The sequence below is a fragment of the Commensalibacter communis genome (assembly GCF_947179015.1).
Classification (GTDB): domain Bacteria; phylum Pseudomonadota; class Alphaproteobacteria; order Acetobacterales; family Acetobacteraceae; genus Commensalibacter; species Commensalibacter communis.
Genome location: NZ_CAMXCM010000003.1, coordinates 113,000 through 137,371 on the forward strand (window position 1 = coordinate 113,000; position 24,372 = coordinate 137,371).

The window sequence follows — 24,372 nt, forward strand, 5'->3', positions numbered from 1 at the left end:
ATTTAATGTTCTTTTTTCTATCATGAGATGAGAAAAAGCAGTATGATATCGCTCAAATGTAAATATTAAATGATTTTTTTGTTTCTATTGGTTTCTTATGTCTCGAACTCATATTGCTCTTGTTGGTAAAATAGCAGCCTTTGCTTGTGTTGTTTTTATTATTTTATGTATTTGTTTTTATAAAACAATTCGTACTGGTTTTATCGAAGCCCAATTTAACCGCGCCAGTATGTATATACAAGGCGAGGGTAACCCTCAGGATTTTAAAAAAGCTCGTGAGTATCTAGAGCAATCCGCAAATGGTGGGAATGATGATGCTCAATATATGTTGGGTGTTATGTATGAAAAAGGTCAAGGCGCTTCTCAGGATTTAAACAAAGCAATTGAACTATATAAACAAGCTGCGATGAAAAATCATGCCAAAGCACAATATGCTTTGGGCAGCATGTACGATCATGCTCGCGGTGTTGAAGAAGATCATGCTGAGGCCGTAAAATGGTATGAAAAATCTGCTCAACTTGGCAATGCTGCAGCACGTTATGCTTTGGGCTTTGCATATTTTAATGGGATAGGTACTGCTAAAAATATTGAAAAAGGATTGGATTATTTAAAAAAAGCTGCAGGAGATGGTTACGTAAAAGCACTTGTATATCTGGGATCTTTGTATTTCGAAGGGAAAAATATTCCTGCTGATCCAAAAAAAGCGTTTTCGTATTTCGAACAAGCTGCTTACAAAGGTAATCATGACGCTCAATATTATCTTGGTTTAATGTATGAAGATGGAAACGGTGTCGAGCGTGATTATTCCAAAGCAGTCTATTGGTATGAAAAATCCGTAAAAGCACATTCAAAATCAGCTTTCCATTTAGCCAGATTATATAGAGATGGCTTAGGGGTAGAGGTTAATTATAATAAGGCATTCGAACTTCTTAAAAAAGCAGCAGGTGGAAATAATATTCAAGCCCAATATTTATTAGCAACCTTGTATGACAAGGGGGACAATATCCCACAAGACAGTACAAAAGCAGCCTTTTGGTACGATAAAGCAGCAAAACAAGGTGATAATAATGCCTCATATATGCTTGGCGAAATGTATATGAATGGCAGAGGTGTTAATGAAGATCCTTCTGAAGCATTTAAATTATTTCAACAAAGCGCCCAAAACGGTAACGCGTTGGCACAATATAAAATCGCCTCTATGTATTTTAAGGGGATTACCGTTCCAATAGACCATCAAAAAGCAATTGAATGGTATGAAAAAGCTGCTAATCAAAACAATGTGGGGGCTTTATGTATGCTTGGGGATATTTACGCACAAGGGCTAGACGTGCCTAAAGATATGTCAAAAGCCATAACATTCTATCAAAAAGCTGCAGATCAGGGAAATATTGAGGCTGAATTAAAGCTGGGTTCATATTACTTAAATAATAGCAAAGAGTATGATAAAGCAATTACATGGTACCAAAAAGCTGCAGACAAAGGAAATGTTCAGGCTATCTTGCAATTAGGGCAGATCTACGAACATGGGTTGGGTGTTCCTGTCAACTATCAAAAAGCATTCGAGATTTATAATAAAGGCATTAACAGCCATAATCCTGAATTGCAATATGCGCTTGGTCAGTTATATAAAAACGGGCTAGGGACTGTTAAAAACATAGATCAATCCAGAAAATTGTTCAAACAATCTGCACAACAAGGGTTTGTTGGATCTCAACGAGAATTTGCAAAGATTGAGCTGTCAGAGAATGTTCAAAATCCTGATAAGCAAGCAGCTCTTTCTTATTTACAAGCAGCTGTCAAAAACGGTGACGCAGAGGCGATGTTCATTTTAGGGAATTTATATTCAAATGGATCAAATGTAACCAAAGATAGTAAACATGCATCCGATTTATTCGCTCAAAGTTGTCAAAAAGGCTTTAAAAATGCTTGTCACGTTTCGAAATCAGCGCATTAATCCAGGTATTGGTTTTTCAATTTAGTGGTCATTTTTATGTTTTTTATATATAAATTATAGGCAATATTTCAGTTATTATTTTTAAACATCAAAACGGGAGTTGACCCCATGTATATAGGTATTGATATAGGAACGTCTGGTATCAAAGGAATTGTGTTGGACGATAATCACCAGATCCTGGCCAGCCATACTGAAAAATTAACTGTATCTCGACCTCAGCCATTATGGTCTGAACAAGATCCTAACTCTTGGTGGGAAGCGACTGACAAGGTTATTCAAGCTTTGGGTAGTCAAATTTCTTTAAAAGATGTGCAATCTATCGGTCTAGCTGGTCAAATGCATGGTGCTGTTTTATTGGATAAAAATGGTAAAATCTTGCGCCCTGCGATTTTGTGGAATGATGGACGTAGCTATCAAGAATGTATAGAGCTAGAAGAGGCCGTGCCAGAGTCTCGTAAAGTCACTGGTAATTTGATGATGCCGGGCTTTACCGCACCTAAGATTTGTTGGGTACGTAAATATGAACCTGCAATTTACAGTCAAATTGACAAAGTTTTGCTGCCAAAGGATTATTTGCGTTGGTTAATGAATGGTATTTTTGCCTCCGATATGTCTGATGCTGCGGGCACAATGTGGATGGATGTGGGCAAGCGCTCTTGGTATAAACCATTATTGAATGCTTGTGGTTTATCAGAAGATAATATGCCTAAATTGTTCGAAGGCAACCAGTCAACTGGAACGCTTAAACCAGAACTTGCAAGCCGTTGGGGACTTTCTAATAAAGTCACTATTGTTGCAGGTGGTGGCGATAATGCAGCAGGAGCGATTGGCGTTGGTATTTGGCGCAAAGGTCAAGCAATGCTATCTTTGGGAACTTCTGGGGTTTATTTTGTTGCAACCGATGGGTTTTTAAGCAATCCAGAAAAGGCAGTACATAGTTTTTGTCATGCTCTACCTAATACTTGGCATTTAATGTCTGTGATGCTTAGCGCTGCTTCTTGTTTGGATTGGGCAACGAAAATCACAGGCGTTAATTCTGTTCCTGAGCTTTTACAATTGGCTGAAACAACAGGTCAAGATCCTACGTCTATCTTATTCTTGCCCTACTTATCTGGTGAGCGTACTCCACATAATAATGCCCAAGCAACAGGATGTTTTGTTGGATTAACTCATAAACATGATCGCAAAGATATTGCTCGTGCTGTTGTTGAAGGGGTCAGTTTGGGATTGGCTGAAGGAATGGAAGTTTTGCATGCCACAGGAATAAAACCTGACCGTATCAGCTTAATTGGTGGTGGTGCAAGAAGTGCTTTTTGGAGACAATTATTGGCAGATGTGACGGGTCAAAATTTGGATTATCGTCAAGGTGGTGATGTAGGGCCTGCATTAGGGGCTGCTCGTCTCGCAATGTTGAGTGCTAATCCTGACGTTCCGTTCGGTGATTTATTACCAGAACCCTCTGTTGAGGCATCTTATGATCCTCATCCACAGATTAGTGCTTTATACAAAGAAAAATATGAGCAATTTAAAAATACATATCGTGCATTAAAGCCAGTTTTTTAATTTTTGATTCGATGTAAAAAAGCTAATCTAGAGTTAGATTAGCTTTTTTTATTAGTGATTGTGACGATCTTGGTTATTATGATGGTCGCGATGATTATGACTATTATGATTACGTTGATTTTGATTATTGTTATAACCGTTATTCATATTGTCTAATTTTTTTTGTAAACCATCTCTTTTTTTACAAAATCCGATTGCAGCTCTTTGATTAGGCAAGTTATTTTTACAGTTATAATCAGCTATATCTCTTTGTTTTGTTATTTGTTGCACAGCATTATTTTTACCTTGAGCCAAAGATAATGATGGAACTAATAATAGGGATAAGGCTGATATTATATATTTTCTCATGTCTTCCTCAACAAACTATTCTTTGAATGATGCATTCAATATAAAAAATGATTTTGAATAAATTATGAAGATTAGATAGTAAGCGTTAGAAAAAGCTACTCAATTATGTTGAATAGCTTTTTTGCTTTGGTTAATCGTTATGATGGCCGTGTTTGTGGGAGTCATGATTATTTTGTTCATGACGGTCTCCACGGTTGTGATCATTGTCGTCACGAGAATTACGATGATCCCCACGGTTGCGATCATTGTCATCACGAGAATTACGATGATCCCCACGGTTGCGATCATTGTCATCACGAGAATTGCGATGATCCCCACGGTTGCGATCATTGTCATCACGAGAATTGCGATGATCCCCACGGTTGCGATCATTATCATCACGAGAATTGCGATGATCTCCACGGTTGTGGTCATTGTCATCACGAGAATTGCGATGATCTCCACGGTTGTGGTCATTGTCATCACGAGATTTTTGTTGCTGACTTCCGTTATCTTCATTTTGACTAGACGTTGTCGTCGTAGTTTGTGAAGCCTCTTGTTCTTGAGCGAAAGAAACAGATGGAAGCAAAAGCATTGATAGGGCAAGTAAAGCGTATTTTTTCATTGGATCTCTCATTTATATTTAATATGGTTTCGTTTAATATCTATAACAATTATGGATAAAATATGAAGAATGCGTGATTAAATAAAGGTATCTTTAGTTCTTGTAAGTTTGTCTGTTACAAATAAAATTACCGATAGTTTTCATATTAAATATAAATATCATAATTACATGAAAGGAAATAACGATTATATCGTTTCTGTAAAATAGTCATTTAGTTTCGAAGAAATGAATTGGTAAGGTTCAAGAATGCTTATGTTTGACAAATAATTTTAATATCATCCAAAGCCTCTTTTATTTTTCCTGTATGTTTTCAAGGATAGATGTAATCAAAGCTATATTAACTTTTTCATACATTCTGGCAATATGTCCAATATAAGTAATGGACAAACCAACAATGTCTTCATCTTCATACATATTGATGATGTCTAAGCACATTTGTTGATATCATTCGAAATCATCGATATTAAAACTTAGCTCAAGCAATGCATCAAGAATTTGCTTTTTATCTTGTTGCTGAGCAATAGTGAGAAGAGACTTGATATTAATTAAGGAACAATATTATTGTTCGTGACTAAACAAATAATTATACAATATTGTTCCCTAAACTAAACCTTATTAGTATTAAAAATTATTATTCTAATGGAGGCGGAACTTTGGCAATTTCCATCGCTTTTGCTTGGTTCCTGTCAAGTTCATCAGCATCAAAATTGGCAATCATCTCTTGGAATAAATGATGCCAGTTTAATTTTGCATCAAGACGCGTAAACAAACTTCCTAGCCCAATAGCAGACCGATCAACCAATACAAATTCACGTGGTGGCGTAATGCCTCCAGTCTGTTGCAGGCCTTTGTGGACTTTGGCAGCAATTTTGCGCCCTAAATCAGGATCGCTATTATCTTGGATTGAACGTTCTTTATCTTGCGTCAATGGGGCATAAAGGAATCTTGCCCACTCATTTAGAATATCCATCGTCTCTTTAGAAAGATTTTTAAAGCCCCATGCTGTATAAGCATGATGTGCCAGTTCATCGTCATTTGTCTCAATGGCTTTACAAAGATCAATCACGCCTTTGACGAACTTGCCTTTGAAAATACGAATTGAACCGAAATCAAGCAAACATAAATGATTGTCAGGGTTAATCAAAAAATTACCCATATGTGGGTCGCCATGAATAACACCATATTGGTAAAAAGGTATATACCAAGAACAGAATAAAGAACGTGCAATGTCATTACGATGGGCTTGATCCAAACCGCCCTCAATCATTTGGCGAAGGCCTTTTCCTTCAACCCAATCCATTGTTAATAACCGACTGGTTGATAATTCTTCGATCATATTTGGAACAATAGTGCGTTTATTCTTTTCTAACATTAAAGAGAACAAACGCATATTCGCGGCTTCTCTCTTATAATCCAGCTCTTCTTGTAAACGCGTCACAAGTTCTTTATAGACTTCATCTTGTTTAATCGCATTATCAAGACGATGGTAAAGCCCGATTAACAAACGCAACTGTTTAAGATCAGATTCAACCGTGCTGGCCATATCTGGATATTGTAACTTACACGCAACCTGGCGGCCGTCGGGCAGCGTTGCTTTGTGCACTTGACCCAAGCTGGCTGCTGCGGAGGCTTCTTGGGAAAAAGACGCAAAATGCGTTTCCCAATTGGCACCCAGTTCTGCTTTCATACGGCGACGCACAAATGACCAACCCATCGGTGGAGCATTTGATTGTAAATGAGCCAATTCATCTGCATATTCATCAGGTAACACATTGGGAATGGTGCTCAGTAATTGAGCCACTTTCATCATTGGCCCTTTGAGCCCACCCAGAATATTTTTTAACTCTTCAGCATGTGCAGATTTATTGACCGATATCCCCATCTTTTGACCAGCTAGACGGGCAGCAATCCCGCCCACCGCTGTTGTGGATTTAATCATTCGGCGCATGCCACCCAAGAGGCTAGTTTTGTCTAAATTGTCATCTTTTTCCATGGCTTATGCCTGTTCCAGTTCATCAATAAATTGAGAAATAACGTCTAATCCTTTGCGCCAAAATGCAGGGTCAGAGGCATCCAAGCCAAATGGAGCCAATAATTCTTTGTGCTTTTTAGTGCCGCCAGCTTGTAGCATTTCCATATATTTTTCTTGGAAATTGTCATGTCCATCTTGATAGACTTTGTAAAGCGCATTGACTAAACAATCTCCAAACGCATAAGCATACACATAAAATGGGGAGTGAATAAAGTGCGGGATATAAGTCCAATAGGATGCATATACTGGCGTAAATTCAAATGCTGGCCCAAGGCTGGCTTGTTGGGTTTCCATCCAGAATTGACCAATTTGTTCAGGAAGTAACTCATTCGTTTGACGAGCTTCATGAACTTTACGTTCAAATTGGTAAAAGGCAATTTGTCGAACCACCGTATTTAACATATCTTCGACCTTACGGCTTAACATGATACGGCGTTGTTCTGGTGTTTTTTGGTTTTGCAACAGGCTTTGGAAGGTCAACATTTCACCAAAAACGCTGGCGGTTTCAGCCAAAGTTAATGGAGTGTTAGATTGAATATATCCTTGTTTTGCAGCCAAAAGTTGATGAATACCATGTCCTAACTCGTGGGCGAGGGTCATGACATCTCTATTGCGCCCATGATAGTTTAATAAGATATAAGGATGGACTTGTGGAACGGTTGGATGTGCAAATGCACCCGAAGATTTCCCTGGGCGTAAGGTTGCATCAATCCAAGGTTTTTCTAAAAATTCCTTAATCATACCACCCATTTCTGGATTGAAATCATTATAAGCAGTATGAACAATTTCTTTGGCTTGTTCCCAAGGAATTAATTGGTCATTATCATCAGGTAAAGGCGCATTCCGATCCCAATGTTGTAATTTATCCAGCCCTAACCATTTTGCTTTTAATGCAAAGTAACGGTGTGACAAGCGTTGATAATCTTGGGTAACCGCATTGACCAACGCATCGACGACTTCGTCTTCGATCATATTATCGCAATTACGTTCAGAATCAACACGAGGGAATTTGCGCCATTCGTCCGTAATATGTTTGTCTTTTGCTAATGTATTGGTGATTAAAGAGAATAAACGTAAATTGCTATTAAAACTTTCCCCTAATCCTTTCGCAGCATGTTCTCTGACTTGACGATCGCCAGAGGAGAGCTTGTTTAATGCTTCACCAAGGCTGACTTTCTCCTCTTGCACAGAAACTTGCATAGCGGCCAATGTTTCGTCATAAAGTCGGTTCCAAGCGGCTCTGCCTGTGACGGATTTTTCATGTAAAACTTTTTCAATTTCGTCACTTAATTGATAAGGACGAAATACACGAATAGTATCCAGAAAAGGTTTCCAAGATAATAAAGCTTCGTTAGAAAGCTTATTATTCAAAGCATCTTCGGAAATGCGATTTAACTCTAGGGTAAAAAAGAGCGTTTTGGTGCTGATGCTTGTGATTTGTTCGTTAATATATTGGTAAAATTGTGCATTTTTAGCATCGGTTGAATCCGTAGCAAAAATTAATTGTGCATAAGAACCAATTCGCCCCAAGATTTCGCTGACCTCTTGATATAATTCAATCGCCAGAGCAATTTCTTGACCCGAAGCATCGGCAAGATTGCCTTGCCAGTTGGCAGCAAAGGTTTCTACTTTTTCGCGTGCTTTTTCAAGGTCATTTTTTAATTCTGGACTGTCAGGGGAAGGGTAAAGGTCGGATAAATCCCATGCAGGAAGCTCTTCACCGTTTGGTGTTCCTGATCCAGTTTGGTTTTGAGTATGATGGATAAAATGATCTGATAAAAACATGCTATTCCTATAATTAACAAAATAAATTTGGTTAAAGTAATTTATACTAATATATATTATTCAAAAAAGGAAAGAGTAACTGGAAATTAAATATAGTAATGGATTAATATTCTCTTTTTAAAAGAGTATGTTCTTAATCCCAAAATGCGCATAGGTAAAATTTATCAAGTTGTAATTGTAGATAATCTCTAGAACCACTTTTTGTATTTTTTATAGCTTTATACAGGATGCATATTTTAAAATATTTCTTACTTTTATCCAAAGTGTCTAACATTTCTTTTACATACGATTGTTGAGTAATTTCATTGATATGTTTTGGGTTAATATAAAAGCAAATGTTGTAAGTTATACCGTCCAATTGTATTGTCTGTTTAAAGTTAATACGGTAATCAGGAGCTATTTTATAAATGCGCCCCTGATCTATATAAAAGTGGTATGAACTAGCATCAACAAGATTTTGCTGTTTTATAGAAAGTTTGTTCAACAGTATATTGCTAGGGATATTTTTATATTGAATGGGTAAACTACATTTATACAAATTTTTCTTTTCTTTGATTGATAAAATGCCTGTTGTAATTTTTTGGTGTTCAAGGGTGTCTATAATTTCTCTTAAACTAGCAAGAGATTGTTTTTTTGTTTCTATATTATCTTTACTATTAGGCGGATTATTTGAAGTATGATTGTCTGCATTATCATTTGGTAAAGATAACAATATGCTTGGTTGTAACGGTACATCAGAGTTACTTGATGATAAATTTAGAATAAAACCCATATGATTATAGTTATTTTTTTTCTTTTTTTCAGGCGATAGATTGTTATCATTATCAATATCTTTTTTAATGCTACAGCCATCTGTATGATGGCCATATATTCTGAAATGAAGTTTGTTTATACGTTCAGCTAGAGGTTTATCAAGATTCGCACAAGTTACTTGAGCAGTGCAATTCTTCCCTAAACACTTAAATTTTGCTTTATCTTGTATTTTCTTTGCTTGATACAAAATATCTGCTCTTACGGCGGTCATTTTTTCGTTTGTTTCTAAAGATATGGCTTCACTTATTTTCATTTAATATCTCCAAATTAATTTGTTTTTTATTTTATTTAATTAATAATTAAGGTATTAAAATGTTTTATTTTAGAAATATATTAGGCATAGCCCAAGAATATGTCTGTATGATGCAAGCTACTGGTTGTATCTGCAATTATAATCGCTAAAAGATATTGTTTCTGTAGGATAAAGTTCTATATATTGTTACTATACTATATTCATACATTGTGCTTCATCTTTATTAGTCATTTCCATGAAAAAAACCAAAGCTGCAGATTATAAAGTTATTTTCCATCCAGAAAAAATCCCTGCGAAACCTAAAGTCAAGAAGTTGCAGGTGGTCTCTGAATTTGAACCATCAGGCGATCAACCGACGGCGATCAAAGCCCTGTCCGAAGGGGTGATGAATGGTGAGAAAGATCAGGTTCTGTTGGGTGTCACAGGGTCTGGTAAAACCTTTACGATGGCCAAAGTGATTGAGGCTGTGCAAAAGCCAACATTGATCCTTGCACCCAACAAAACTTTGGCGGCTCAGCTTTATGGCGAAATGAAAGAGTTCTTTCCCAATAATGCGGTGGAATATTTCGTCAGCTATTATGATTATTATCAACCTGAAGCCTATATTCCGCGCTCTGATACGTTTATTGAAAAAGATAGTCAAATTAACGAGCAAATCGATCGAATGCGCCATGCTGCCACGCAGGCTTTGCTGGAACGAAATGACGTGATTATCGTCGGCTCTGTTTCCTGTATTTACGGTATTGGATCGCCTGAATCTTATTCGAAAATGGTGGTCAAAGTCGAAGTCGGTGGGGAGGTCAGTCGGGATCTATTAATTAAAGGACTGGTCGAACAACAATATCGTCGTAATGATTTGGCATTTCAACGAGGCACATTCCGAGTGCGTGGGGAAACGATCGATATTTTCCCTGTGCAAAATGCAGATCGTGCTTGGCGTGTGCATTTATTCGGTGATGAAGTCGAAGAGATCGATGAATTTGATCCGTTGACAGGGGTAAAGACTGGATCGTTACAATCGATAACCGTTTACGCCAATAGTCATTTTGTCACGCCACGCCCGACGCTTACTCAAGCCGTTAAAACGATTAAGTCTGAATTGAAGTTGAGGTTGGATCAGTTTGTTGCAGAAGGTAAGTTACTAGAAGCGGAAAGAATACAGCAGCGTACTCAGTTTGATTTAGAAATGATTGAAACGACTGGTTTATGTAAAGGGATCGAAAATTACTCGCGCTATTTAACGGGGCGACATCCTGGTGAGCCACCTCCGACATTATTCGAGTATTTACCAGAAGATGCATTATTGATTGTGGATGAAAGTCACGTCAGTGTCCCGCAAATCGGTGGGATGGAGCGTGGGGATTATGCACGTAAAAAAACGTTATCCGATTTTGGGTTTCGATTGCCTTCATGTTTAGATAACAGACCATTAAACTTCGCCGAGTGGGATTCGTATCGTCCTCAGACAATTTTTGTCAGTGCAACACCAGGTCCTTGGGAAATAGAACGTGCTCAGGGTGTGTTTGTGGAACAAGTGATTCGTCCAACTGGGTTGGTTGATCCTATAACAGAGGTACGTCCTGTTGACTTGCAAGTTGATGATTTGTTGGCCGAGTCCAGAAAAGTGATCGATCAAGGTGGGCGTGTGTTGGTAACCACCTTGACCAAGAAAATGGCTGAAAAACTAACGGATTATATGAATGAAATGGGGATTAAAGTTCGCTATCTCCATTCAGATATTGATACCCTCGAACGGATAGAAATTATTCGTGACCTAAGGCTAGGTGTCTTTGATGTGTTAATTGGTATCAACCTGTTAAGAGAAGGCTTGGATATTCCTGAATGTCAATTGGTTGCAATTTTAGACGCTGATAAAGAAGGATTCCTTCGTTCCAAAACTTCGTTGGTGCAAACCATCGGTCGTGCAGCTCGTAACTTAGAGGGGCGGGTATTGCTTTATGCGGATAAAATGACTGACAGTTTGAATTATGCGATTAATGAAACCGCAAGGCGCAGGGAGAAACAAACCAAATGGAATGAAGATCATGGCATTACGCCTTTTACCGTCAAGAAAAAGATCGGTGAATTAATGGCTTCGGTCTATGAGCAAGATTATGTGACGATTTCTCGTGATAAAGGATTGGCAGATCCATCATTAACCGGTAAGAATTTACAACAAATCATTGCAGAATTGGAAAAAAGAATGCGTGCTGCTGCTGCGAATTTAGAATTTGAAGAAGCTGCATATTTACGTGATGAAATAAAAAAGCTAGAAGAAACAGAATTAGGAATAGGGGCTGTGTCTGACGGAGGGAGGAACTCTTCTTTGAAAGCACTTAAACCTAAAAAACGTTAAGAAAGGCTGAGGAACAAAATGTTAGAAATCAAAGCAGGGCATCATCGTGTTGGTATATATCCTGCCTTGGGTGGGGCAATTGGGTATTGGTTATGCCAAGATACACCTATTTTTTATCCTCTCATCAATTCGCATTTAGCACAAAATGCTAACCAAATTATCGCAGCCTATCCGTTGATACCCTATTCTAATCGTATTGCTGATGGAAAATTCTCTTTTGAAGGGCGGGAGTATCGACTTGATAAAAACGCCTTAAATGAAAAAGATGCGATTCATGGGAATGCCTGGGAAAAAGAGTGGGAATTGGATAGCTTTTCTAAGAATAGCGTTCTTTTATCGCTTGATTTCGATCCTGCAAAAAATTCAAAGCAACAATGGCCTTTTTCATATAAAGCAAAATTAAAATACACAATTTCTGTTACTGGATTGTCCGTTCGAATTTTTTTCCAAAACACAGATCGTTGCAATCAACCTGTTGGCCTTGGGTTTCACCCTTATTTTCCACGCAATGATTCGGTGGAGCTTGGATTTACAGCAAAATCAGTCTGGAATAATGGCAGCAATGGCTTACCAGAAGGGCGCATGTCTATTGATGGTCGCTGGGCTTTTGACCATATGCGTGCATTAAGTAAAGATGAGCAGCTTGATAATTGTTATGCAGGATGGGACAATTTTGCATTTATTCGTTGGAAACATCTAAATGCTTATTTAACCATGACCAGCAGCCGTATGTTTGAACATTTAGTTTTATTTAATCCAGAAAATCAGCCTTACTTTACCCTTGAACCTGCAACGAACATGAATAATGCTCTGAATATGCCTGAAATCTCGGATCGAGGTATGATGATTTTAAAACCAGGTCAAACAGTACAAGGCGATATACTATATTCTTTTTCAGGCAGCTAATGAAAAATATTAAATGACAATGGCAAATTCATATCCTTCTCATTTAACCCCTCAAGGTTTTGATCGACTCAAAGAGGAATTAAATGGTTTACTATATAAAGAACGCCCAAAAATTGTCGAGATCGTTTCATGGGCAGCGGGGAACGGAGATCGTTCTGAAAATGGGGATTATATCTACGGGAAGCGAAGGTTAAGGGAAATTGATCGGCGTGTTCGCTTTTTATCCAAACGATTAGATAACGCCATCGTCGTCGATCCCAAAGAGCAACCACAGAAGAATAAGGTCTATTTTGGAGCGACGGTTACGTATGTGACTGAAGAAGATCAAGAATATACTGTAACCATCGTTGGAGTCGATGAAGCCATTACAGAACATGGGCAAATTAGTTTGATTTCACCCATCGCAAAGGCTTTAATGAATGCTAAGGTAGGCGACGAGGTCAAATTCCAAAGTCCTGCTGGAGAAAAATTTCTTGAAATTCTTGCAGTTTCTTATCCATCTTAAAACGATATTATAAATTTAAACGAGTATAAAACCATGTTAAAAATTGCCGTACAAATGGATCCGCTTGAAACGATTAATATTAATGGAGATTCTACATTTGCATTAATGTTAGAAGCCCAGGCCAGAAAATATGAATTATTTGTCTATTCTGTTGATACTTTAAGTTTAGAAAGCGATTCAGTTTCAAAAAAAATCACTGCAAGAGGGCGTGATGTAACCGTTCAGCGCGTGCAAAATAATCATGTGCAATATGGTGAAGAAAAAACAGTTGAACTGAAATATTTTGACGTTTTGTTGATGCGCCAAGATCCTCCGTTTGACATGGGATACATTACGGCGACACATTTGCTAGAGCAAATTCATGGTGTGGGCAAAGATAAAGTATTTGTGGTTAATAACCCCACATCTGTTCGAAATGCTCCGGAAAAAATCTTTGCAACGCTTTGGCCAGAAATTATGCCACCCACTTTGATTACTCGTGATGTCAAAGCAATTCGTGAATTTCGTGCAGAATATAAAGATATCATTATCAAACCTTTGTTTGGCAATGGTGGAATAGGGGTCTTTCGTATTCGTGAAGATGACGAAAATTTAAACTCCTTACTAGAAATGCAATTTGCTGCCTCTCGTGAACCTTTGATGATCCAACGTTATGAACCTGCCGTTCGTTTAGGAGATAAGAGGATTATATTGGTTGAAGGACAACCTATTGGGGCAATCAATCGTGTACCGCAAAAAGGGGATTTGCGTTCAAATATGCATGTTGGTGGAATTGCAGAAAAGATTGATCTGACCCCAAGAGACAAAGAAATCTGTGAACTGATTGGTCCAGCATTAAAAGAACAAGGGTTATTATTTGTTGGAATCGACGTTTTAGGTGATTATTTGACAGAAATTAATGTCACATCACCAACAGGTCTGCAGGAATTAGATCGATTTAATAATATTAATTCTGCAGGAATAGTGTGGGATGCTATTGAAACTTATCTAAAATAAAAATCAGTCTTTCTTTGATTCAGAAGCTTGTGTTGTTTTATAATTAATTTTAGTGTTTTCCCCTATATTCAAAGGATTATTTTGCTGTTTGGGTGTAGGGGGCATCGGATCGTCTTTTCCAAACTTATTATCAAGCCACGGTATGACCTTGTCACGTTGCCATACGATATAAGTACCGACCCAGATAAAGATACTAAGCAAAGCTATAAACCAATTAAAGTACGTTATCCACATAAAAGCTTTTACCCTCCCAAAGTTCATGTGAGCCCCTTATTTATTTTATAATTTATATACCCTATATTTGTTTTATAATAAACAGTAAATAATGTATAATAAGCCTTTGTATACCACGTAAGATAAGTGAGAAAATGTTGTTTTAAAGCCTATATGTTTATTTTATAACTATAAAAAAGAAAAAACTTACTAGATTTTTATTTCTTTTTGGTTAATAAGTCTTCTTATATAATATTGTCATTCACAGTTTTTGGGAGCAATAACGTGCCTCCTTCACCTCATACTGCGTTAAATGCAGATGCTGTTAAGTTAGCCTATCGTCGATGGGCGATGGTCTATGATACAGTTTTTGGAAGTATTTCTTCGTTCGGACGGCGTTGCGCTGTTGCAGAAGTTAATCGTTTACCAGGAACAAAAGTTTTAGAAGTAGGGGTTGGAACAGGTTTAGCACTTCCTTCTTATAATTCTGATAAAAGAATCACTGGGATTGATTTATCAACAGATATGTTAAAAAAAGCCCGGCAAAGAGTCGCCCGGCAAAACTTATCTAATGTTGATAATTTATACGAAATGGATGCCGAGGCAACTGATTTTGAAACTGGGTCATTTGATATTGCCGTTGGAATGTTTGTTGCATCTGTTGTTCCAAATCCAGACCTTTTATTTGCTGAATTAAAACGCGTCGTAAAGCCTGGTGGTCATATTTTATTTGTTAACCATTTTCTGGCTCAAAAAGGAATGCGTTACTATATTGAACGTGTTATGGCACCAGCTTCAAAAGCATTAGGATGGCATCCAGATTTTTCAATCGAGTCTTTGCTTCCACCAGAAGCGTTACAACGTGCAGTTTTACAGCCTGTTCATCCTTTTGGATTGTTTACTTTGGTTCATCTTGTTCGATAAAATTGGTCGTAATCATATTTTGCATTGAATGGGATGTGTCTTTCTTTTCAAATAGCCATGTGATAGAAATATATAATGAATACACATTATAAAATTGGAATGAACACTTTAATTTTAGCAATATTTGCTGGAATTAGTGGCGGTATATCTGCACTACTCGTCCAACTTAATGCTTTTTTTCCTGTTCTCGGGGAATTTAGTAATAGCGATTTTATACAGAATTTACCTCAAACTCATGCCAGAATGATGGTATTTTTTGTGTTACAGCCTGCTTTGATGTTGGGGCTAGGAAGTTGGTTTGTTCCAATCCTAATTAAAACCAAAGATATGGCATTCAAATTTTTGAGTATTCTATCTTTTGTTTTCCTTTTTATCGGCTTTATTTGTAATTTTGTTACCTTTCTATATCCACAAAATGCTCTATTTTCTTTGGGCAGTTTGGGATTTTGGTCAGTTTCCGCGCTCTTATTTTCAGTAAATATGCTGGTTACAATTATTAATACCAGAGCAACCGAAGTCAGTTACAATTCTTTACCAATCTTCGTTTGGGGGCAAGGAATTGCTGCGGCATTATTATTGTCGATTGCATCAATATTACTAGCCGCATTAACAAAAGATTATTTCAGAGCTGAACAACTAGGCTTAGCGCTTCAACAAACGGTTCATTCATTTGCATATCCGATGGTAATGATTTTAATCATTCCTGCAATTTCAATAGTTTTTCATATTATTAGCACAATTTCCAATCAACCCATTAAGCAATCAAATTATGTTATTTTAACGATGGCTTTAGTGCCATTAATTGTATTGCTTGCTTGGAATAAAATGATACTGAGCCATGACGCGATCAGTTTACATCAAGGATTTATACTTCAAATCTTCTACTCATGCGCATTATATGGGTTGTCTCTATACCTCTTTATTTACTGCTTACGATTATTTTTCTCAGGCGAAAGACGTTTTCCAGCACCAATTTTATGGTCATTTGGCTTTATTGGATTATTAAGCCTGGGATGGCCGTATCAAGGTATCATGAGTGAAATTGGGTTAATGCATTCTTGTATTTCTTATGGTGTTTTATTTGCCGTATTTGCTGGGTTTTATTTTTGGATGGGTAAAATCCTTGGAAAGCAATATTCAGAATTTTTGGCTAAATTGCATTTTACTTTAACAAGTGTAGGTGTTGTCTTTACCTTAGATATATTTTCATTAGGAAGTAAATCGATCTTGATTGGTGCGATTTTTATGGGATTATCTTTATTGAGCTTCCTTATCGTTCTCATTCATGCTTTATCAAGTAAAGTTAGCATATCTAATAATTATTGGGGTGCAGGAGCAGTAACTTATGAGTGGCAACTTCCTTCTCCTGTCTTTTCTCGTGTAAAATAGGGTATAAATTCATGGGGCAATCACTTGCTGATGAAACGATAGGCTCAAAACGAATTCGTTATGATGCTGCTGTGGTGGGCAGCAATGTCAAAGATTGGTTTGTCCTCTTAAAACCAAGAGTTATTTCGTTAGTTGTATTTACAGGTATTGTAGGAATCGTTTTGGCACCTGGTCATATCAATCCTATACTTGCGTTAATCAGTATTCTTTGTATTTGTATGGCTTCTGGTGGAGCGGGTGCCATTAATATGTGGTACGATCGTGATATTGATCAGATTATGCAAAGAACTATTACCAGACCGTTGCCTGCAGGCAGAGTGAATCCTAATGATGCTTTGATTTATGGTATTGGCGTTTCGGTGCTTTCTGTCATTTTGATGTTTTTAGCAACCAATTTTCTAACAGCAGCGATTTTAGCATTTTCAATTTTCTTTTACAGCGTTGTTTATACGATTTGGTTAAAGCGCTCTACACCACAGAATATTGTTATTGGTGGGGCTGCGGGTGCATTCCCTCCGTTAATAGGGTGGACTTCTGTAACGGGCAGTATGGATCTTTTCCCGATCATCTTATTTTCTATTACTTTTTTATGGACACCTCCTCATTTTTGGTCGCTTGCACTCTATGCTTGTAAAGATTACGGGCGTGCTGGAATACCGATGCTTCCTGTGGTCAAGGGGGCAAGGCATACGCGTTGGCAGATTCTTATTTATACGATTATTTTGGCAATTGTATCTTTATCTCCTGTTTATTTAGGATATACTTCTTATATCTATATGGGGACAGCAATTCTTCTAAACGCTGGGTTTATTTATATGGCGATTAAAGTTTTGTTGGAAAAGCAAACCCCAGAAGGATTAAGTTTAAATAATGACAAAGCTGCCAGACATTCTTTTCGTTTTTCGTTAATTTATTTATTTTTATTATTTCTTGCTTTGATTATCGATCATTTTGTTTAAAGGAAACAAATCACAATGAGAAAGCAACAAAAAGCAAAAGCGATAGCAATTTCTTTAACTGTAGAACAGCAAAAAGAGTTCATACGCCGTCAAAATCAACGTAATATTGTATTACTTTCAGCGTTATTCGGATTAAGTGGGATCTTATATATTTTGTCTTTAATTCAGCTATAGACGATTTATAAGTTAATATTCTGAAAAAACCCCCATTCTGTTTAATTACAGAATAGGGGTTTTGATATTATATCTAAAGAAAACTATAGAGAAATTTTAATTAAATGTATAAATAAAAATATACATTCAATTAAAAGATAAAAGGATTAGTTCGTTTGCTGAATAGCAGACAATAACCACCATTTATTGTTTGTTGCTCTGACAAATGTCCATAACTCAGTAATATTAACAGGTTGGTTTGGATTACCATCAACAACACGCCCAGTATTATCCGTAGTGATGTCGATTAATGAATAGCGCATAGAAACCGTAGCATATTCTCTATTTCCTTCTGCCCAAGCTTCTGATAAGTCACCTTGTACAAATTGAACATTTGAAGTACTATTATGCAATCCTTGGCTAGATAGATCTGTTAATTGTTCGTTAAAATACGCAATCATTTCTGGTGTTGTAATTTTTTGCAAACTATTCAAATCTTGTCTATTCCAAGCATCTTGAACTTCTAATAAACGTTGTTGAAACGTCACATAATCTTCTTGTTGCAACTGGATATTTGTTTGTTGCACAGGTTGAGGATTTGAGTTCATCGAAGGATTGACACGACTAGCAGCAGACATGGTGTTTGCTGCCATATTGTTGTTATTTGTGCCAGCAGCACGACGTCTACGAATAAAGCGCATCACTAACCATACAACTAACCCAATAATGATTAAGCGCGTTAAAAGGCTCATAAAGCCACCACCTTGTTTTTGCTGTGGTGCTTGTTGTCCGTTTTGAGCTTGGCCTTGTTGATCTGGATTGGTGGGTTGTTGCGCGTTACTTTCTTTGCTGCCTGTCAGCATATGGTAACCTGCAGCACCTACAGCACCCCCAATGAGTCCTTTTGTAAAGTTGCTCATTCCACCAGAGGCAGGGGCTTGTTGTTGAGCAGGGCGGTTCATAGCCCCACCAGCCATTCCAGGTGCTCCACCAGACATACTGTTGCTAGAAGACGGAGCCGTTGCTGGTGGACGGGTCATCGTCCGTTGCATTGGTTGCGCACCCATCGGGCTGCTGCGGGTATAAGAAGGGGCGCTATAGGTTCTGCTGCCACGACTTCCCATAGACGAGCCTCGACCAGCTCTTGCTTCTGCTTGTGGGATTAAATCCACAAGAACAGAGGGCGCAACCAGAGTAAAACTTAAAAGACAAAGCAGGGTACGGCTATTGAAGGTCGTACGATTCATTTCTTTCATCCATTTCGGTTAACATATGTTAATTGCCCGCGACACTCATTGCATCAATACGTAATGTAGGGCTGTTAGTATTATAACGGAATTTCAAATCATTAGCGACATGTAATTGTGAAAACATTTCTCTTAAAGTCGATGCCAAGGTAAATTCCATTACGGGTTCAGCAAGTTGCCCATCACGAATCATAAACCCACTGGCCCCGCGGCTGTAATCACCTGTTACCATATTGACTGAGGATCCAATCATCTCGGTGATGTAGATACCCTCTTTGATATCTGCCATTAACTCTATAGGTGTTTGAGTCCCAGCTTTCATGTATAAATTCGTTGTCGTTGGCGAAGGAGGGGATGATGGCCCTCTGGTTGCATGACCATTGCTGACTAACCCTAATTGACTGGCGGTGCGACTGTCTAGCAACCAATTGGCAATCTTACCTTGGTCTACCAGTTTAAGCTCCTCTGGATATAAGCCTTCGACATCAAATGGACGGGATGCCAAGCCTTTTACGAGATAAGGTTGATCGATAATTGTAATGTTTTCAGGGAAAATCAAATTACCCATATCATTTTTAAGGAATGAAGTTCCTCTGGCGATCGCATAGCCATTTAAAGCACCTGCTAGATGACCCAAAATAGAATTGGCTACTCTTGGATCAAAGACGATTGGTAAAATTCCAGTCTTTGGCTTTGTAGGATTTAGTTTTGCTACGGCTTTTTCACCAGCACTGCGACCAATCACTTCTGCATCTTCAAGGTCGCTTAAATGCACGGTTGAATGGTAATCATAATCACGTTGCATCTCGGTGCCTGTTCCAGCCAATACGCATGCTGACAGAGAATGCGAGGTGCGTGCATAAGTGCCAAAGAAATCATGACTGTTGGCCAGAATCATTTCAGTTTTACCATAACCACAGCTGCCACCCATACTATTAGTGACGCCTTGTACTTCTAGGGCTGCTGCTTCTGTTTGTTTGGCTTGTTCAAGCATTTCTTGTGTAGAACGTTCAGAAGCGTCATAGAGGTCAAGTTCTTTGGGATCAATACAAGGTTTAGATGATGGTTCAGGCAAACCTGAAAATGGGTCTTCTGGTAAAATCTTTGCCATCGAAATGGCCTGTTCAACCAATTTTTCAATATTGTCTTTGTGTAAATCCGTCGTAGAAATCGTTGCTGAACGTTTATCAATAAAGACCCGTAGCCCAACAGTTTTTGTTTCAGAACGTTCTAATTCTTCGGGTTGACCATTTCTAACCTGCACACCAACAGAGGTCGAAGCTAACATGACCGCATCCGCAGCGCTTGCGCCTGCTTTTTTTGCTTGATGGATCAAATCTTTGATAAAATTTTGATTTTGTGTCATGAGTTTAGGCTTTCGGTAATCTCTGCTAATGATGGCACATGGCGAATAGGGCCTAATGTGGTTAATGTTGGTTTGCCATGAAAAATATGCTCAGCAATTTGGTAAATATCTTCAATAGTCACAGCATCAATGCGATCAACCATTTCTTGAGGGGGAATAATACGGTCATAAATTTGTAAATGACGCGCAATTTGTTCACAACGGCTGGCTGTGCTTTCCATTGACATCAATAAAGAAGATTTTAATTGAGCTTTGGTGCGGTTTAATTCTTCAGGCTTAATCAATTTTTGAATTTTCTTAAGTTCTTGAATTAAAATAGGCATGAGTTCTTTAGTTTGTTCTTCACCTGTGCCAGCATAAAGACCAAATAATCCATCATCTTGATGCGCAGTGTTGTAGGCATAGACGGAATAAACCAGCCCATGTTTTTCGCGCACTTCTTGGAATAGGCGAGAAGACATGCCACCACCCAAAATAATCGATAATAAAATTGCTGCGTAATATTGAGGATGATTGTAATTAACCGAAGGAAACCCTAACAAAATATGGGCTTGGTCAAGCTCTTTTTCTTTACGGAACTCTCCACCTTGATAATTCGCAGGGACTACGGATTGCGTTGGTGTTTGAGGGAGATCTTTAAAATAATGTTCGACGAGCTTTACAATTTTATCGTGATCCAAATTCCCAGCCGCTGCAAAGATGGTGTTATTCGTATTATAATGTCGCTTCATATAGGCTTGCAAAGTATCACGTTGCATGGTGCGAATTAATGCTTCGGTTCCCAAAGTTGGACGACCCATCGGTTGGTTGGGATAAGCCGTTTCTTGGAAATAATCAAAAACGATATCGTCAGGCGTATCATTGGCTTGACCAATTTCTTGGATGATAACGCCACGTTCTCTTTCCAACTCTGTTGGATCAAATGTGCTGTGGGTCAGAATATCGCCAAGGATATCAATCCCCAGTTCATAGTCATCTTTTAATAATTTAATATAATAGGCTGTGATTTCACGTGCAGTATAGGCGTTAATATGACCACCGACATTTTCGACCGCTTCGGCAATATCTAGTGCAGAGCGTATTGTTGTTCCTTTGAACGCCATATGCTCTAGAAAATGGGAAATCCCATTTTCTTCGGCAGTCTCATAACGTGTTCCAACATTGACATACGCACCAAGTGAAATCGTTTCAACACGATCCATTTTTTCCGTTACGACTAACATTCCAGAGGGTAGGCGTGTGATCTTAATAGCTTGGTTCATATTTATCCTAGAAGTAATATTAAAAATTGTTTTTACGTGCAGTGGCACGAACAGAATCTTCGATTTTCTTTAAATCGGCAGGTAAAACTTGATAATTTTCCTTGCGATCATACAAATCTGCTAATGCCAAAGGCAGTGCTGGCGTAATGCCCGTTGCTTGTTTAATTGCATCTGGGAATTTCGCAGGATGCGCCGTGGCAACGGTGACCATTGGAATATCTTTATTGCGATATTTTTGCGCTGTTGCAATGCCAATAGCCGTATGAGGGTCGGCTAGATAAGCAGATTCTTTGTAATATTGTTGAATAACTTTTTCGGTTTCTTGATCGCTTAGTGCCACGCCTTTAAAGTTTGCGGTTGCTTTGTTCCAAATAGTAGCTGGAATATCCATTTTATTGTTTTGACGGAAATCTTGCATAATTTGACGACACTGATCGGCATCGCGGTCTAGCAATTCAAACAAGAGACGCTCAAAATTAGAAGAAATTTGAATATCCATTGAAGGAGATAGGCTTGGACGAACACCTTGGATGCTCATATCGTTATTCAACAAAAAGCGTGTCAAAATATCATTGTGATTAGAGCCTACACAAAGAAGATTAATTGGCACACCGATTTTACGTGCCGTCCAAGCAGCTAAGATATTACCGAAATTGCCCGTTGGAACGGTGAAAGATACTTCACGATCAGGCGCGCCCAAAAGCAGAGCAGCATAAACATAATAAGGCACTTGGGCAGCAATACGACCCCAGTTAATAGAGTTCACCGCAGACAGCTGCATTTCTTCACGGAAAGGCACATCAGCAAACATCGCTTTGACCAAGTCTTGGCAGTCATCAAAGGAGCCTTCAACGGCAATATTATTGATGTTTGGTTCCAAAACAGTGGTCATCTGACGGCGTTGAACCTCAGAAGTTCTGCCATAAGGATGTAAGATCGTAACTGTTAAATTGGTGCTGCCCTTAAAAGCCTCAATTGCAGCTGAACCTGTATCGCCAGAAGTTGCGCCTACAATAGTGATTTTTTCACCTCTTTGGCTCAAAACATAATCAAATAAATGACCAAGCAATTGCATTGCCATATCTTTAAACGCCAGCGTTGGGCCATGAAATAATTCCTGGACAAAAAGATTATGGTCAAGCTGGATCAAAGGCACAATTGCTTTGTGATTAAAACCCGCATAGGATTTATGACAAAGATCCAATAAAACCGCTTCTGGGATTTCATTGCCGGTGAACAGATGAACGATCTTTGCTGCTAATTCAGGATAGCTAAGACCTCTCATTTTACGCAATTCATCTGCAGAAATCTGAGGCCAAGTTTCAGGGATATATAACCCTCCATCTTGGGCAAGGCCAGCAAGAAGCGTATTAGAGAAATTTAAAACGGGGGCTTGCCCTCTGGTAGAAACGTAACGCATTGTAAACCTAATAAATTATGATCATTAAATATTTATTTATTTTGTAGTGCAGGTGGGATTAAACTGTATATTTGTAAAGGCCATTGTACGGTTGAATGGTCTTGTTTATTCAACAGTTTCGTTTGATCGAGTTGTATTGTTGGAATATATAATACATTGTTTTTAGTCACAAATGGATGGGCTGGCCATTTTAATCTTGGGTCGGTAATTAATTTATTTAAAATACGGCCAGTGGTAAAACGATAAACGCTGTTTGTGGCAATATCATCAATATATATGGTACCATCAGGCCCACATACAATCCCACCAGAGGACGGCGTTTTGAACCAAATCATCATCGCTTCATTTAACTCAGCAGGGGAATAGGTCGCGTCTTTGAGGTACATCGTATCGATACGATATAATGGACCACTGACTGCTTGGTAATATAAGCGTTTTCCATCTGGAGAAATTGCTAGTTGATTAATATTAAAATGCGATGTTTGATCAAGATTAGGTTTGATGATGTTGTTTCTAGCAACAACTTCTAGTCTTGAATAAAGACTGGGTGAGTTTTCTAATAAACGTCTTGCTTTGCCTGTATTGGTGTCGAATACAATAATTGCTGGATTACCATTATCGGCAATATAGACATAATGATCGTAAACAGCGATTGCATTTAAAGCGGTTTTTTCTTTGAATGCCGTAACAGGGATAGGATAGGTTTGAAGAACTTGATCTGTTTTTGTATCGATTTTGACAATTTTTGCAGCATTTTTGATCGGCGCAGAGCCGACTTTTGGAATGCCACTATCTAATACCCATAAAATTCCATCAGGGGTTAAGGTCATGCCTGTTAACCCAATAAAATTCTTGCTTGTATCTTGTGTGTTGACGGTATTCCATTCTTTATTTGGATATGGAATTAGAGTGTTATCTGACTTCACAATCGCAAGGGAAAGTCCTGTTTCATCGGTTAATCGTGGAAATTCAGCAATTAATCGTTCTTTATCATCCACAACGATGTAATCTGGTAAATACCTATTAACTGAGGCGACTTGTTTGAGCGCATCAGATGACAAAAGCGCAGGTTGATCCAACTTTTGTTTTGCATGGGCTAAAGTTGGTGCAACCATTGTCAGTGCCAATGCAAGAGATACAGAACGGGTAAAAGAGTTTAATAAAATCATAACCGAAATTCTATTCCTGATATAAACATATAATTTATTTATAAGGCAATTTTTTAAAAGATGATAGGGAATATCATAGATAAAAGCTGATATTTTTAAACAGAATAAGCTTTTTAGAATTCATTATTTTGAGTTTATACAAAGCTTTTGTATAG

General features: G+C 38.1%; 22 protein-coding genes. 10 read left to right on the forward strand and 12 right to left on the reverse strand.

Going from position 1 to position 24,372, the window contains the following annotated elements; translation table 11 throughout:
• The first annotated feature begins 97 nt into the window (after positions 1-97).
• Together PQG54_RS07215 and xylB are read left to right on the forward strand one after the other, a co-directional pair.
• On the forward strand, positions 98-1,954 hold the full coding sequence (locus tag PQG54_RS07215) for a tetratricopeptide repeat protein (RefSeq protein WP_271790180.1): 1,857 nt from the start codon (positions 98-100) through the stop codon (positions 1,952-1,954).
• A 108-nt stretch (positions 1,955-2,062) separates the two neighbouring features.
• Positions 2,063-3,517 (forward strand): xylulokinase, encoded by a 1,455-nt coding sequence (gene xylB / locus PQG54_RS07220; protein WP_271790179.1) that lies wholly within the window; start codon positions 2,063-2,065, stop codon positions 3,515-3,517.
• Between the two features lie 51 nt (positions 3,518-3,568).
• On the opposite strand, the gene PQG54_RS07225 is transcribed toward xylB, so the two are convergent.
• The 6 genes from PQG54_RS07225 to PQG54_RS07250 all read right to left on the reverse strand — a co-directional run bounded on the left by PQG54_RS07225 (position 3,569) and on the right by PQG54_RS07250 (position 9,352).
• Positions 3,569-3,865 carry a hypothetical protein gene (locus PQG54_RS07225; protein WP_271790178.1) on the reverse strand — a complete coding sequence of 99 codons (297 nt, stop codon included), beginning with the start codon at positions 3,863-3,865 and terminating at the stop codon, positions 3,569-3,571.
• A 130-nt stretch (positions 3,866-3,995) separates the two neighbouring features.
• Positions 3,996-4,469 carry a hypothetical protein gene (locus PQG54_RS07230; RefSeq protein ID WP_271807712.1) on the reverse strand — a complete coding sequence of 158 codons (474 nt, stop codon included), beginning with the start codon at positions 4,467-4,469 and terminating at the stop codon, positions 3,996-3,998.
• Positions 4,470-4,760: 291 nt separating this feature from the next.
• Positions 4,761-4,904, reverse strand: a complete 144-nt coding sequence (locus tag PQG54_RS07235; protein WP_271788473.1) for a hypothetical protein — start codon at positions 4,902-4,904, stop codon at positions 4,761-4,763.
• A gap of 196 nt (positions 4,905-5,100) precedes the next feature.
• Positions 5,101-6,462, reverse strand: coding sequence for an ABC1 kinase family protein (locus PQG54_RS07240; RefSeq protein WP_271788474.1), 1,362 nt, complete (start codon positions 6,460-6,462; stop codon positions 5,101-5,103).
• A gap of 3 nt (positions 6,463-6,465) precedes the next feature.
• The gene (locus PQG54_RS07245; RefSeq protein WP_271788475.1) at positions 6,466-8,286 is read right to left on the reverse strand and encodes a M3 family oligoendopeptidase; all 1,821 of its coding nucleotides are present in this window, start codon (positions 8,284-8,286) and stop codon (positions 6,466-6,468) included.
• A 133-nt stretch (positions 8,287-8,419) separates the two neighbouring features.
• Positions 8,420-9,352, reverse strand: a complete 933-nt coding sequence (locus tag PQG54_RS07250) for a hypothetical protein (RefSeq protein WP_271788476.1) — start codon at positions 9,350-9,352, stop codon at positions 8,420-8,422.
• Positions 9,353-9,587: 235 nt separating this feature from the next.
• On the opposite strand from PQG54_RS07250, the gene uvrB reads away from it, so the two are divergent.
• Genes uvrB through gshB form a run of 4 tightly spaced genes read left to right on the forward strand, consistent with a single transcriptional unit; the run spans position 9,588 to position 14,115 of the window.
• Positions 9,588-11,708 (forward strand): excinuclease ABC subunit UvrB, encoded by a 2,121-nt coding sequence (gene uvrB / locus PQG54_RS07255; RefSeq protein ID WP_271788477.1) that lies wholly within the window; start codon positions 9,588-9,590, stop codon positions 11,706-11,708.
• An 18-nt stretch (positions 11,709-11,726) separates the two neighbouring features.
• Positions 11,727-12,614: an aldose 1-epimerase gene (locus PQG54_RS07260; protein WP_271788478.1), complete on the forward strand. Its 888-nt coding sequence runs from the start codon at positions 11,727-11,729 to the stop codon at positions 12,612-12,614.
• A gap of 13 nt (positions 12,615-12,627) precedes the next feature.
• Positions 12,628-13,119: a transcription elongation factor GreB gene (gene greB / locus PQG54_RS07265; RefSeq protein WP_271788479.1), complete on the forward strand. Its 492-nt coding sequence runs from the start codon at positions 12,628-12,630 to the stop codon at positions 13,117-13,119.
• Between the two features lie 33 nt (positions 13,120-13,152).
• On the forward strand, positions 13,153-14,115 hold the full coding sequence (gene gshB, locus PQG54_RS07270; RefSeq protein ID WP_271788480.1) for a glutathione synthase: 963 nt from the start codon (positions 13,153-13,155) through the stop codon (positions 14,113-14,115).
• A gap of 3 nt (positions 14,116-14,118) precedes the next feature.
• Here gshB and PQG54_RS07275 read toward each other — a convergent pair whose 3' ends face one another.
• Complete coding sequence (locus PQG54_RS07275; RefSeq protein WP_271788481.1) at positions 14,119-14,349, reverse strand: hypothetical protein; 231 nt, start codon at positions 14,347-14,349, stop codon at positions 14,119-14,121.
• Between the two features lie 264 nt (positions 14,350-14,613).
• On the opposite strand from PQG54_RS07275, the gene PQG54_RS07280 reads away from it, so the two are divergent.
• The 4 genes from PQG54_RS07280 to PQG54_RS07295 all read left to right on the forward strand — a co-directional run bounded on the left by PQG54_RS07280 (position 14,614) and on the right by PQG54_RS07295 (position 17,774).
• Positions 14,614-15,252: a class I SAM-dependent methyltransferase gene (locus PQG54_RS07280; protein WP_271788482.1), complete on the forward strand. Its 639-nt coding sequence runs from the start codon at positions 14,614-14,616 to the stop codon at positions 15,250-15,252.
• A 75-nt stretch (positions 15,253-15,327) separates the two neighbouring features.
• Positions 15,328-16,641 carry a cbb3-type cytochrome c oxidase subunit I gene (locus PQG54_RS07285; RefSeq protein WP_271788483.1) on the forward strand — a complete coding sequence of 438 codons (1,314 nt, stop codon included), beginning with the start codon at positions 15,328-15,330 and terminating at the stop codon, positions 16,639-16,641.
• 11 nt (positions 16,642-16,652) lie between these two features.
• Positions 16,653-17,600, forward strand: a complete 948-nt coding sequence (gene cyoE / locus PQG54_RS07290; protein ID WP_271788484.1) for a heme o synthase — start codon at positions 16,653-16,655, stop codon at positions 17,598-17,600.
• A 15-nt stretch (positions 17,601-17,615) separates the two neighbouring features.
• The gene (locus PQG54_RS07295; RefSeq protein WP_271788485.1) at positions 17,616-17,774 is read left to right on the forward strand and encodes a hypothetical protein; all 159 of its coding nucleotides are present in this window, start codon (positions 17,616-17,618) and stop codon (positions 17,772-17,774) included.
• Positions 17,775-17,920: 146 nt separating this feature from the next.
• Here PQG54_RS07295 and PQG54_RS07300 read toward each other — a convergent pair whose 3' ends face one another.
• Genes PQG54_RS07300 through PQG54_RS07320 form a run of 5 tightly spaced genes read right to left on the reverse strand, consistent with a single transcriptional unit; the run spans position 17,921 to position 24,217 of the window.
• Entirely contained in the window at positions 17,921-19,000 is a 1,080-nt protein-coding gene (locus tag PQG54_RS07300; protein WP_271788486.1) for a Tim44 domain-containing protein, read from the reverse strand.
• A gap of 28 nt (positions 19,001-19,028) precedes the next feature.
• Positions 19,029-20,366 carry a TldD/PmbA family protein gene (locus PQG54_RS07305; protein WP_271788487.1) on the reverse strand — a complete coding sequence of 446 codons (1,338 nt, stop codon included), beginning with the start codon at positions 20,364-20,366 and terminating at the stop codon, positions 19,029-19,031.
• On the reverse strand, positions 20,363-21,628 hold the full coding sequence (locus tag PQG54_RS07310; protein WP_271788488.1) for a M16 family metallopeptidase: 1,266 nt from the start codon (positions 21,626-21,628) through the stop codon (positions 20,363-20,365). Before PQG54_RS07310 ends, PQG54_RS07305 begins: the two co-directional genes overlap by 4 nt.
• A 19-nt stretch (positions 21,629-21,647) precedes the next feature.
• Positions 21,648-23,048: a threonine synthase gene (thrC, locus tag PQG54_RS07315; protein ID WP_271788489.1), complete on the reverse strand. Its 1,401-nt coding sequence runs from the start codon at positions 23,046-23,048 to the stop codon at positions 21,648-21,650.
• Positions 23,049-23,080: 32 nt separating this feature from the next.
• The gene (locus tag PQG54_RS07320) at positions 23,081-24,217 is read right to left on the reverse strand and encodes an L-dopachrome tautomerase-related protein (RefSeq protein ID WP_271788490.1); all 1,137 of its coding nucleotides are present in this window, start codon (positions 24,215-24,217) and stop codon (positions 23,081-23,083) included.
• Between the last annotated feature and the right edge of the window lie 155 nt (positions 24,218-24,372).